Origin of the sequence: Bifidobacterium saguinibicoloris, from assembly GCF_019331725.1 — a bacterium.
GTDB lineage: Bacteria > Actinomycetota > Actinomycetes > Actinomycetales > Bifidobacteriaceae > Bifidobacterium > Bifidobacterium saguinibicoloris.
The window spans coordinates 1-12,487 of record NZ_JAHBBF010000011.1; the positions used below are offsets into that span (position 1 = coordinate 1).

The window sequence follows — 12,487 nt, forward strand, 5'->3', positions numbered from 1 at the left end:
GGAAACTAGTCCGGGCAGGACGGGCCGGTGTTCATTTCTCACCACACGCCGAAGTGGACTAAATCCTGCCGCTCACATGGAGACTTTCCACACGCTCACACGGCCCACTTTCTATTGAACAGACACAACCCAACCGCGCCATATCCAACACCCCGGCCGCCGGCCACACCATCCGCCAGTCACACCGGCCGAACCGGCTATACTCGCACGGCGGCGCAGCACACCCTGCATCACCGATCCACGCAACGTCCCACCACGCCTCATGACAACCCGGTGTCCGATAAGACACCCGTACCGCCGCAAACCGACCGCCACACATCAACCCGCGCCACCGCGCCATGCGGGTTTCACCACACCATGCGGAACAGGACATGGAACCGTTACGACTGTCGCACCTCATGACAACCCGGTGTCCGATAAGACATCCGTCTACAACGGTGTCCCATCGGACACCAGCCTGCCACAAGCCGACCGCCATACAGCGACCCTCACCGTTACAAGCCGACCCCCATTCAACCCGCGTCACATCATCCGGCCACACCACATATCGATCCGTATCCACCGCCAAATCCAACGCGCATACGCACTCCCGGCCACCCATCGCCCGCCCGCACATCAATCAAACGGTGTCCCATCGGACACCGGGTTGCCACGACCGCGAAGGAACAACCGACGCCCCTCCGGGAACCCCGACACCACCTAGTCACTACCCAGTCACTGCCCCGGCACCACCCAGTCACCACGCATCCGACACGGTTCTTCCTATGGACGGCTATCAGACGGCGGAATACCGCCGACTCCCGGCCCTGACGCGCATTCGCGCCGAAAGCGCGCGGCTGGTAGACCGGGAGCATGACCTCAGATCTCGTACATCACGGCGAATCCTTCGACGGCACTCCCCTCGGCTTCGCGACCAAATCCATCCACCTCGGCAACGGGGTCGACGCCGAAACCGGCGCGATCCGCCGCCCCATCACCCTCGCCAACGCGTACGCGCTGCCCTACGACCCCTCCGCCATCAACTGGTCCAGCTCGGACGTGAACCTGTACACACGCAACGGCCACCCCAACCAGCGCTACCTCGAAGCGAAACTCGCGAACCTCGAAGGCACCGAGGACGCCGTCGTGCTCGCCTCCGGCGTCGCCGCACTCGCCGCCACCTTCACCACGCTGCTGAACCGCGGCGACCACGCGATCTTCTCCGACACCACCTACATCGCCGCATACCGTCTGCTCAACCAGATCCTGCCCGAAAAGTACGGCATCGAAACGTCCATCGTCGACACGTCGGACCCCGCCAACATCGAACGCGCCATCAGACCGAACACGAAGCTCGTGCACATCGAGACGCCCGCCAACCCCACGCTCAAGGTGACCGACATCGAGGCGGCGGCGAAACTCGCACACAAGGCGGGCGCGCTGCTCAGCGTCGACAACACGTTCAACTCGCCGTTCAACGTGCGACCCGCAAGCCTCGGCGCGGATGTCGTCATCGAAAGCCTCACCAAATACATCAACGGACACGGCGACGCGCTCGGCGGCGCCATCGCCACCCGCAAAGAGATCACCGACCAGATCCGTTTCACGTATCAGGTGAACTACGGCGGCATCATCTCCCCGTTCAACGCATGGCTCATCAACCGCGGCTCCGTCACGCTGCCGCTGCGCATGCGACAGCACAACGCGTCCGCGCTGGCCATCGCGAAGCACTTGGAATCGCTGCCGCAGGTGCGGTTCGTGGCGTATCCGGGGCTCAAGTCGCATCCGGGGCACGACGTGGCCGTCCGCCAGCTCGCCCGTCCGGACGCCGGCTTCGGCGGCGTGCTCTCGTTCGGACTCGACACCGACCACGACGGGCACAACCGCTTCGTCTCGAAGTTGAACGTCATCACGTCGGCCGTGTCGCTCGGCCACGACGAAAGCCTCATCGTGTTCCTCGGCGAGGACGACGAACGCCAGTACCTGTACCCGCCGGAGTTCCACCGCGGCTTCTTCCGCCTCGCCGTGGGCCTCGAGGACACCGACGATCTTATCCGCGACATCGACCACGCACTCGCCGAAGCCGGGTTGTAGGCAAGGTCAAGTGCAAAGGCCGCCCCGTAGAGACCAGGCGCCGAAGCCGGACGTGAGCGGTCATCAGGAACCGGGCTTGTTCGGCTGTAGGGGCCCGGCCCACGGAAAGCCGTATCCCCGCATGATGCATGATGCGCCGAGGGGCTCCGTCACTGTGAACCGCCCCCGATTGTTGGACTGAAGTAATTCAGATTCGATGATCGGAGGTGCGGTTCACATCATGGAACGCCCCTCCGACCTCGAGCCCGTGGACCCGGAAGAGCAGCAACCACCTCCATTACACTCCGGACCACAGCACCTTGGTCCGGAAGGCCGCGCTGACCTCAAATCGCACTCCGGGGCCACAATTCCTGCACCCGGAACACACCAACACCGCCTTCCCCGCACTCCGGACCACAGCACCCTGGCCCGGAAGGCCGCGCTGACCTCAAATCGCACTCCGGGGCCACAATCCCTGCACCCGGAACACACCAACACCGCCTTCCCCGCACTCCGGACCACAGCACCCTGGCCCGGAACACCACACAGTCCCCGAATCACATTCCCGGTCCACTATCCCCTAGCCCCAGCGAGGCAATCTGGCAAGAACCACCCGAACCGCTTCACAAACCAAGCACCATGCGAAGCATACGAAAGGGGCCGCCTCCGAAATGCTTCGGAAGCGGCCCCTGACCAGTCGGACTCAATCAGGCCCACGCTTCAGGCGTCAGACCCAGACCCCGGCATCAGCCGAATCAGTCCTCGAACGGATCGAAGTCGCGGCGCACGCGGCGACGCGGGCGCTCGTTGCGCTCCACGCGGTCGGCGTGGTACTCGTCGTAGTTCTCGTCGGTGGCATAGCGCGGGTTGCGGTCGTAACCACCGCGGCCACCACGGCCGCCACGGGAGCCGCGACGGTCGTCGCGATCATCGCGATCGGCGGAACGACGACGACGCGGACGGTCGTCATCGCGATCGGAACGGTCGGAACGATCGGAACGGTCGGCGCGGGAGCCGCGACGGTCGTCACGATCGTAGTCGCGGTCGTCACGGTCATCGCGATCGGCGGAACGACGACGACGCGGACGATCGTCGTAATCGCGGTCATCACGACGATCGTCGTCGTAATCGCGATCGGCGGAGCGACGGCGACGCGGACGATCGTCGTAATCGCGGTCGTCGTCATCGTCGCGGTCCACCGGACGGCGACGACGCGGACGATCGTCGAAGTCGCGGTCGTCACGGTCGTCACGGTCGCGACGCGGGCCACGGCCGCCGCGCGGACCACGGTCGCCACGGTCGCCACGGTCATCGCGGTCGTCACGGCCGCCACGCGGACCACGGTCGCCGCCACGACGGGCGCCGGACTCCTGGTCCTCGAAGCCGGGGATGGCGAGGGAGATCTTGCCGCGGTCGTCGACGCCCTGGACGACGACCTCGACGGTGTCGCCCTCCTTGAGGACGTCTTCGACCTGGTCGATGCGCTCGCCGTTGGCGAGGTTGCGGATCTGGGAGATGTGCAGCAGGCCGTCGGTGCCCGGCGTGAGGTTCACGAACGCACCGAACGACGTGGTCTTGACGACCTTGCCGTTGTAGGTCTCGCCCGGCTGCGGCACGTGCGGGTTGGCGATCTGGTCGATGATCTCCTTGGCCTTCTGCGCGGCCTCGCCGCCTTCGGAGGAGATGAACACGGTGCCGTCATCCTCGATGGCGATCTCGGCGCCGGTGTCCTCCTGGATCTGGTTGATCATCTTGCCCTTCGGTCCGATGATCTCGCCGATCTTCTCGACCGGAACGGTGGTGGTGATGATGCGCGGGGCGTACTCGCTCATCTCGGCCGGGCCGTCGATGCACTCGTTGATGACCTCGAGGATGGTGGTGCGGGCGTCCTTGGCCTGCTGCAGGGCGGCGGCCAGGATGTCGGCGGGGATGCCGTCGAGCTTGGTGTCGAGCTGCAGGGCGGTGATGAACTCGGAGGTGCCGGCGACCTTGAAGTCCATGTCGCCGAACGCGTCCTCGGCGCCCAGGATGTCGGTCAGGGTCTTGTAGATGTGCTGGCCGTCCACGTCGCCGGACACGAGGCCCATGGCGATGCCGGCCACCGGGGCCTTGAGCGGCACGCCGGCCGCGAGCAGGGACAGGGTGGAGGCGCACACGGAGCCCATGGAGGTGGAGCCGTTGGAGCCGATGGCCTCGGAGACCTGACGGATGGCGTAGGGGAACTCCTCGCGGTCCGGCAGCACCGGGACGAGGGCCTTCTCGGCGAGGGCGCCGTGGCCGATCTCGCGGCGCTTCGGGGAGCCGACGCGGCCGGTCTCGCCGGTGGAGTACGGCGGCATCTCGTAGTTGTGCATGTAGCGCTTGGACTGCGGGCCGGAGAGGGAGTCGAGCTGCTGCTCCATCTTGAGCATGTTCAGCGTGGTGACGCCCAGGATCTGGGTTTCGCCGCGCTGGAACAGGGCGGAGCCGTGGACGCGCGGCACGATGTCCACTTCGGCGGACAGGGTGCGGATGTCCTTGAGACCGCGGCCGTCGATGCGGTAGTCCTCGGTGAGGATGCGGCGACGCACGATCTGGCGCTGCAGCTCCTTGAACGCGTTGCCGAGCTCCTTGTCCTTCTCGGCGTCGTCCATGTCGGTGAACTCGTTGGCGAGGATCTCGCGCACGTGCTCCTTGATCTCGTGGATGCGCTCCTGGCGGGGCAGCTTCTCCGCGATGGTGAGGGCCTCGTCGAGGTCCTTGTGCGCGATCTCGTCGATGCGGTTGTAGAGGTCCTCGGTGTACTCCGGGAACAGCGGGAATTCGCGGGTCTCCTTCGCCGCGGCGGCCTTGAGCTCGTTCTGGGCCTCGCAGATGACCTTGATGAACGGCTTGGCGGCTTCGAGGCCTTCGGCCACGACGGCCTCGTCCGGCTTGGTCTGGCCCTCGTCGTAGATGAGGTGCCAAGCGTTCTTGCCGGCGCCGGCCTCAATCATGGCGATGGCGACGTCGCCGTTCTCGATGACGCGGCCGGCCACGACGATCTCGAAGACGGCGCGTTCGCGCTCGCTCCACTTCGGGAAGGCGACCCACTGGCCGTCGATGAGGGCCAGGCGCACGCCGGAGACCGGGCCGCCGAACGGCAGGCCGGAGATCATGGTGGAGGCGGAGGCGGCGTTGAGGGCCACCACGTCGTACGCGTCATCCGGGTTGACGGCGAGGATGGTCTCGACGACCTGGACCTCGTTGCGCAGCGTGTGCGGGAACAGCGGGCGCAGCGGGCGGTCGATGATGCGGCAGGCCAGGATCGCGTCGTTGGACGGGCGGCCCTCACGGCGGAAGAAGGAGCCGGGGATCTTGCCGGCGGCGTACATCTTCTCTTCGACGTCGACGGTCAGCGGGAAGAAGTCGTAGTTCTCCTTCGGGCTGTTGCCGGCGGTGGTGGTGCTGAGCACCATGGTGTCGTCGTCCAGATAGGCGGCGACGGCGCCGTCCGCCTGCTGGGCGAGACGGCCGGTTTCGAAGCGCAGCGTGCGCTTGCCGAACGATCCGTTGTCGATGACGGCCTCTGCGGCCTTGATTTCGGGACCCTCCATAGGGTTCCTCCTTTGTTCTTGTTCTGTTGTGTGTTCCTTGTTGTCCTGCAACCTGTGGCCCTTCTTCAGCCGGGCCTGGCTCTTCACATTCGCTTCTGGTTTCGGCGGTGCGTTCCGGCGCCTTCCGGTGCGTTCCGCGTTCCGGTTCCGGTGCCGTCCGTCGCCGCCGCGCGGCCCCCGGCCGCGTTCCTCGTGTCAACCTCTCGATTCGTAAAACCGGGCCTCTCTTGTCGGCCGCCCTTGCGGCCTATCCTCTTCGGCCCGTTCCCTTCTCGTCGGCGTTGCCGTTGGCAGGCGTATGCAAAACGCCCGAGCGCCTGTGGGCGCCCGGGCGGAAGTCTTGAGTTATCGACGCAGACCCAGCTTCTCGATCAGCGCACGGTAACGGTTGATGTCGTTGCGCTTGAGGTAGTCCAGCAGGGCGCGACGGTCACCGATCATCATCTGCATGCCGCGACGGGAGTGGTGGTCGTGCTGGTGCATCTTGAGGTGCTCGGTGAGGTCGGAGATGCGCTTGGAGAGGAGCGCGACCTGGACCTCCGGGGAGCCGGTGTCGCCTTCGTGCGTCGCGTATTCGTCGATGATCTGCTTCTTCTGTTCAGCCGTCAGTGCCACGGCATCCTCCTTATGGTCGGTTTGTTGCGCGGTGCCCCGGGCTTGCTGCTCGGAGCGCTCTCTATCCGCGGGCGATTTACGCCAAAGAGCAACTATAGGGGGTGGTACGGACCATGCGGCGTTCCGTCGTGACGTGCGCCGTGACGTCCGTCGTGACGTGCGTCGTGACGCGACCGTCCGGCCGGCCGCGTCGCCCCCACCTGTCTACGCCGTCACGCCGCCGCGCCGACGGTGGCGAGCACGCCGCCGAACATCACGATGAGCAGGGCCGCGGTCTCGATGGCGAAGAACAGGATGAACGACGTCCAGCTGCGCGTGAGCACGTTGAGCGGCGAGTCCTTGCGGATGATGACGAGCAGGCCCACCCACACCACGGCGAACACGGCCACGCCGAATCCGGCGGCGATGATGCCGAGGTCGGCGGCGTTGGCCATGGCCGCCGCGTCGCCGTACACCACGTAGGTGGAGTACCAGAAGTCGAAGCGGAGAAGGCACACGCCGGCGATGAACTGTTCGGCGGCGAGGCCCACGGTGAACACCACGCGCCACAGCCATCGCCCGGAGTCGACCACGGCGAGGCCGAGACCCGCCAACGCCACGAGGGTGACGGTCCAGGAGAGGAACGTCACGCCTTGCGGGGTGAACGCGGTGAAGCGTTCGGTCACCCATGCGGTGTGTTGCGCGGCGAGCATGCGTCCGTACCAGTAGGGGGCGATGATGGCGACGAGCACGGCCGCCCCGTACACCACCCATTGCACGGGGTGGGAGCGGCGGCGTTCGATGTCCGCCAGGGAGAGGTCGGTTTCGGGGATGGAGGGGTCCGGGTGTTTGGACACTTCGACCGTCTCCACCGCGCCGTCCACGATTTCGGTGGCTTCGTTGTGTTCGCTGCTGTCCGCCATGCGCCCGCTGCTCCGCCTTGTCTCGCCGTTGTTGTCTGGTTGCGTGGTCCAGTGTAGTAGGCCCGCCGGTGGAGGGATGCGCGACGCCACGCCGGCGCGACCATGCGGTCACGCGGACGCGGCCACGCCGGGATGGAGGTCGGCCTGCATGAGCGACGCGGTCTCCTCGCCGCCGTCGGCGGCTTCCGCGTCGCCCGTCTCCGGTTCGCCCAAGCGACCGGCGGCTTTTTCGGCGTCAAGCATGGCGGTGAGCATGGCGACCTTGTGTTCGAGTTCGTCGATGCGTCGCACCTGCTGCGAGATGAGCAGGTCGCGGATGTCGTCGGACCCGCCCACGCCCATCGCGACGTCCGTCTCGCCGGACGCCGCGGGAAGCACGATGGCGCGTTGCGACGCGTCGACAGCGAACGACGCGGGTGTCTTCCTTCCGCGCGTCGCGCGGGAGGTCCATCGTCGCCGCTCCCCTCCGACGCCCTCCTCGCCGGACGTCCCCTCCGCCTGGTCCGAAAGGAGATCGCGGTAGTCCTCCCGCCAGCGGGCGAAGCAGCGTTCGATGCGCTTGTAGCCGATGAGCGCGGGGTCGAGTCCCGCTTCGCGGAACAGTTTGACGGGTGAGCCGCCTTGGTTGTATTGGATGATGCAGTATCGTTTGAAGGCCTCGGCGTAGGTGATCCGCTTGGGCGAGGCCTCGACGACCGCCGGCAACGATTTGAGATACGTGACTTCTTCGGGACTGAACTTCCCTCCGCCGCTGACCATGATGTACTGCGCTCCTTTGTCTACGGCGACGTTTCTGCTCGGATGGGGACGGACGTCGTTCATTCGTGGCGATTGCTCCCCCTCGTCGTCATATGGCGAAGATGGTAACCCCGCGGAACGGTTTACCAATAACCCCGATACGGGGGTATTTTTCTTCCCCGATGTCCGCGGGTCCTTCCACGCGCATCCCGGTGGGCGGATGGAGATGGCGGGGACGACCAGCGCGACCGGGATGAACCGCCCGGAACGACTTGGGAGACAGACGCAACCGGAACGACCGGGGGGAGACCGGAACGCGAACCTCCCGATACGACGAGGTGGCCGGCCCGGAAATCCGGGCCGGCCACCTCATATCGTCATCGTTCCTGCGTGTGCGGGTCTCGACCGTTAGAGCCGCGACCCGTCACACCACAGCAGCGATGGTGGTCAGGCTCACGCGTTGAGCGCGCGCTTGGTGCTGCGGCTCTTGGCGAACACGGTGGCCGCCGCGCCGGCGAGCAGGGCGCCGAGCACGACGAACATCGCGATGCCCGCGGCACCGGTGAGCGGCAGCTGGGTGATGGACTTCACGTTCTTCACCGTGGCGGTGTTGTCACCGGGGGCCACCAGACCGAGCGTGTCCTTGGAGAAGGTCACGGTGCCGTCCTTGGCGATGGTCACGTCGAACGTCGGCAGGAACTGGGTGGAGTAGCCGTTCGGGGCCACGACCTCCTCGATGGTGTACTCGCCGGCGCGCAGACCCTTGAACTCCACGGTGCCGTCAGCAGCGCTGGTCACGGTGTAGTCGGTCTTGTTGGTGGTGGAGTGCCAGCTGGGCAGGGACCACTGATCGGTCTGACCGTACTCGAGGTACGTCTCCTCACCCTTGTACTTGATGGCGAACTGCGCGCCCGCCAGGGCCTTGCCGTCGGCACCCTGCTTGGTGAACTTCACGTTCACGGTCTTGAGGGTGTCATGCTTGCCTCCGACCCAGTTCTGGTTGTCATTGCCGACGTACGGGGTGTTGGTCACGCCGTCAGTGGCGGCATCCTCGGTCACGTATGCCGTGTAGGCGACCAGCAGGGTCTCGCCCGCGTGGCCGGCCACGTTGTCGATCTTCACGACAGTAGTGGTGCCGGTCTTGGCGTCGCCGGTCTGCGATTCGATGGAGTAGCCGCTCTTGAGCACTTCGGAGTTCTGCAGCTTGCCGTCCTTGTTGGCGTCGTAGCCGGCGCGGAAACCGGTGAAGTCGCCGACCTTGGCCGGGACCTTCAGGCCCTTGGACGCGACATCCTTGACGTACAGAGGCAGCGGGTGCGTCTCGTCATAGTTGGTGGTATCCGGAATGGTCGCCTTGATGGTGTAGGTCACGGACTCGCCGTAGCCGACCACACCGACCTCGTCCTTGTCGCTGGTCTTCCCCGGAACCGGGTTCTCGGAGTGCTTCGCGTTGAACTTGCCCGTCACGTCGATGCCATTCTGGGTCGGATCGGCGTTCGCGACCGGCAGGGTCTGGTCGTTCGCGTCGCCAAGCGGGGTCGCCACGATGGCGGACGCACCACCGGACACGACGGTGCCGTCGGCCTTGGTCACGGTGTCGGTCACAAGGTACCAGCCCTGGCCGCCCACGTTCAGCGTGGCGTCCTCGCCGGTGCCGGCCACGGAGCCCGCGCTGTCCTTGGTCGTGATGGTGACGTCGCCGCTAATGCCGAACTGGCCATCCAGGCTCTTGCCCAGAACCGCGGTGAATGCGTCGGCGAACTTGCGCAGCGTCGCCTGATCGAACGTGGTCACGTACGCGGCCGGCTCACCAGTGTACGGTTCCGGAACCGCGTCCACGCCGGCGGCCTGCGCGGCCAGACCGGCCACGACCTTCTCATAGCCGCTGATCGTCAGCTGGGCGCGAGAGCCGCTGGCGGTAGTCACCTCGACCTCGTTCTTGCCGTCACGCTGCACGAGCTTGAGATCGGCGAACTTGTACGCCGTGTAGGTGTGGCTCTCCTGCGAATTGCCCACGGTGATCGCGGACGGCACCTCCGCCGCATTCGCGGTGGCCGCGCCCAACGCGAGACCACCCAGCAGGGTCGCCGCCGCGGCGACGCCTGCGAAAAGCTTCCTCAACTGCATGAGAAAACCCTCTCTTCCTTAACTGCTTGCCGTGCCGCCGACGGACGCCGCCGGCACGATGGTTGTTCTTGCAATCGCGGAGGCTCCGGCTCCTCCCGGAGCCTTCACGATCCGCAAATCTTCTGTTGTGCGGCCGGTCGCGTCGAACGCACCGGCCGCGGATGTCGGCCCGGTCAGGCCGTCATGCGCTTGCGCCACACGACGTACGAGCATCCGGCCAGGGCGAGGAGCGCGCCGCTGCCGATCAGCCACGTGCGTCCGGTGGTGCCGCCGGTCAACGGCAGCGCGGAGACGGGCAGGTAGTGGATGAACACACCGGTCTTGTCGTCCATGACCTTTTCGGGTGTGGTCTTGGAGGCGTCATCGCCGTACACCTGAACCACCTTGGCGGTGGCCTGGAGCTTGCCGTCCGTGCCCTTGTCCACAGTCACGTGCACGCGGTAGACGGCCTGCGACTGCGTGATGTCGTGGTTCGTCTGCGCGGATTCGTTGATGCGGTAGGTGTATTTGCCTTCGGCCGTGTAGGTGATGTCGCCGAACGATTTCGCGTTCTTGTCCGTCACGATGATGGACGTGTTGCATTCGTTGACGTTGTAGCCGTCCGGCATGGGCTGGCAGTCGGCTGCGGCGCGGGTCCTGCCGTCGCCGGCCTTGCCGTTGAGCACGTAGGTGAATGCGTCGGCCGGATCGGTCTTCCAGTCGCGGCCCACGATCACGGCGCGCGCCTTGAAGAACTCGGCGGCGGGCAGGGTGACGGTGTCCTGCCTGCGCTGGTTGGTGACGGTGACGGACGCATCCCCGTCGGACACGGTGACGATGCCGCCATCCGGGCTATAGGTGACGTCGTAGGCGGCAAGACCGCTCGCATTGCCGTTCACCGCGGTCTCGGTGACCTTGTAGCGGCCGTTGTCGAGATATTCGAACACGCCGGACCAGGTGCCGGACTTCAGCGTGAGGTCCTTCTGACCGTCGACCGCGGTGGGGTTGGCGCACTGCGTGTCGGTGTCGGCGCACTTGCCGAGGGACACGGTGACCGTGTCGTCCTTGTGGGCCGTCGTCTCATCGTTGCCGTCCGGGTCGAGCCAGGTCTTGGACACGGTCAGCGAGGGCTTCGCGGTGACGGTCCACACGCCGTTGGCGGAACCTTCGGAGGGGACGCTGACGTCGATGTAGCGGTTGCCGTTCCCATCGGTCTTCACGCCGGTCGAATCCGGCGTGCAGTCACCGTCGCAGGCAAAGCTCACGTTGTACCGGTTCCAGTTCGAGCCTTCGAGGGTGAACCGCACGGTGTGGCTCTTACCCTCCTCGGAGAGCATGGGCACGGTGGCGCTGGTGGAGCTGGTGCTGCCGGTGACGGCGTCGGTGCTTGCGGACGTGTAGCCTTCGGACGAAACGGTGCCGGTGAACTTGTCCGCGGCGTCCTTGACGTTCACGGTGGTGACGGTGGTGCGGGCGTTCGCGACGATCACGCCGAACACGGCGCCCTGCTGCGAACCGTAGCTGGCGTTGTGCAGGGTGATGGACACTTCATTGGGACGCGGGGTCTGATACAGGCTGATGCCCTGGTAGTCGTTCATGTCCACGCCTTCGCAGGTCACGGAGTTCGCGGTCTCCTCGGTGACGTCGCAGAACGTGTACCGGTTACCTTGAGCGTCCACGCCGTTGGCGGGGAAGCTGGCGAACTTCGTGAGCGTCTTGTCGGAGGCGAAGGAGATCCGCTCGGGGACGCGGCTGTTGTCGAGGTTGGTGCTTTCGCCGTCGGACAGCACGAATGAGTAGTCCTTGTTCACGGTGGTGCCAGAACCGTCCCTCACGGTGATGCCGGAAATCGTGATCTTCGTGTTGTCGCTCCAGGAGGCTCCGTCGGAGTTATCGGACTGGTACAGCACCGGCTTGAAGCCGTCCGTGAATCCGGTGTAGCCGAACCGGCCGAACGAAGCCTTGGGCCAGCTCGGCGCGCTCTGCGGGTACACGTACCGCACGCCCTGCATGCCGCTCTCGTTCGTGGTCTCGTACGAGACGGTGAACGACATGGTCAGTCCGCCGCCGAGATCGATGCTCATCTCCTGCGAGCCGCTGTTCGACCGGCCGCCGGCGTTGAACGCGCTCATGTCCAGCCAGCACACGTTCGGCAATCCCGCGTCCGTGTGCTGCGCGTATTCACAACCGCTGCCGGCCGCACGGGCCGCGGCCTTCGCGGCGGTCGCTCCCGCCTTCGCCTTGGACGCCGTCGTGACGGCGGCCGTGGTCTTGGCGGACGTCGTGTTCTTCGCGCCGTCCGCGGCCGTGGCGGCCATCGCGCTGGCGGTGACGCCCGCGACGCCGGTGAGCATGGCGGCCGCAGCCACCACGGCGGTGATCCGTTTGCCGTTCCTCTGCGCCGCTTCCCCTAGGGCGGCGAGCCAATCTGCGAACTTCCTCATGTCTTGCCTGTCTTCTTGCCTCCACGCGCCAAGTGCTGGTGCGCCTCATACAGAA

General features: G+C 66.0%; 7 protein-coding genes. 1 reads left to right on the forward strand and 6 read right to left on the reverse strand.

The window, feature by feature from the left end:
* Window positions 1-852 precede the first annotated feature (852 nt).
* Entirely contained in the window at window positions 853-2,073 is a 1,221-nt protein-coding gene (locus KIH78_RS07595) for a trans-sulfuration enzyme family protein (RefSeq protein ID WP_219131878.1), read from the forward strand.
* Between the two features lie 734 nt (window positions 2,074-2,807).
* Here KIH78_RS07595 and KIH78_RS07600 read toward each other — a convergent pair.
* The 6 genes from KIH78_RS07600 to KIH78_RS07625 all read right to left on the reverse strand — a co-directional run bounded on the left by KIH78_RS07600 (window position 2,808) and on the right by KIH78_RS07625 (window position 12,432).
* Complete coding sequence (locus tag KIH78_RS07600) at window positions 2,808-5,627, reverse strand: polyribonucleotide nucleotidyltransferase (RefSeq protein ID WP_219131879.1); 2,820 nt, start codon at window positions 5,625-5,627, stop codon at window positions 2,808-2,810.
* A 345-nt stretch (window positions 5,628-5,972) separates the two neighbouring features.
* Window positions 5,973-6,242 carry a 30S ribosomal protein S15 gene (gene rpsO / locus KIH78_RS07605; protein ID WP_214314363.1) on the reverse strand — a complete coding sequence of 90 codons (270 nt, stop codon included), beginning with the start codon at window positions 6,240-6,242 and terminating at the stop codon, window positions 5,973-5,975.
* 212 nt (window positions 6,243-6,454) lie between these two features.
* Window positions 6,455-7,144, reverse strand: a complete 690-nt coding sequence (locus KIH78_RS07610) for a hypothetical protein (protein ID WP_219131880.1) — start codon at window positions 7,142-7,144, stop codon at window positions 6,455-6,457.
* Between the two features lie 108 nt (window positions 7,145-7,252).
* Window positions 7,253-7,903 carry an HTH domain-containing protein gene (locus KIH78_RS10655; RefSeq protein WP_236034513.1) on the reverse strand — a complete coding sequence of 217 codons (651 nt, stop codon included), beginning with the start codon at window positions 7,901-7,903 and terminating at the stop codon, window positions 7,253-7,255.
* A gap of 432 nt (window positions 7,904-8,335) precedes the next feature.
* Window positions 8,336-10,009 carry a SpaA isopeptide-forming pilin-related protein gene (locus tag KIH78_RS07620; RefSeq protein ID WP_219131881.1) on the reverse strand — a complete coding sequence of 558 codons (1,674 nt, stop codon included), beginning with the start codon at window positions 10,007-10,009 and terminating at the stop codon, window positions 8,336-8,338.
* 173 nt (window positions 10,010-10,182) lie between these two features.
* Complete coding sequence (locus KIH78_RS07625; protein WP_219131882.1) at window positions 10,183-12,432, reverse strand: Spy0128 family protein; 2,250 nt, start codon at window positions 12,430-12,432, stop codon at window positions 10,183-10,185.
* Window positions 12,433-12,487 lie beyond the last annotated feature (55 nt).

Bases quoted from the DNA above. Each gene is read 5' to 3' on its own strand.
- KIH78_RS07595 (WP_219131878.1), top strand. From the start codon at position 853: ATGACCTCAGATCTCGTACATCACGGCGAATCCTTCGACGGCACTCCC.
- KIH78_RS07600 (WP_219131879.1), bottom strand. From the start codon at position 5,627: ATGGAGGGTCCCGAAATCAAGGCCGCAGAGGCCGTCATCGACAACGGA.
- KIH78_RS07610 (WP_219131880.1), bottom strand. From the start codon at position 7,144: ATGGCGGACAGCAGCGAACACAACGAAGCCACCGAAATCGTGGACGGC.
- KIH78_RS10655 (WP_236034513.1), bottom strand. From the start codon at position 7,903: ATGGTCAGCGGCGGAGGGAAGTTCAGTCCCGAAGAAGTCACGTATCTC.
- KIH78_RS07620 (WP_219131881.1), bottom strand. From the start codon at position 10,009: ATGCAGTTGAGGAAGCTTTTCGCAGGCGTCGCCGCGGCGGCGACCCTG.
- KIH78_RS07625 (WP_219131882.1), bottom strand. From the start codon at position 12,432: ATGAGGAAGTTCGCAGATTGGCTCGCCGCCCTAGGGGAAGCGGCGCAG.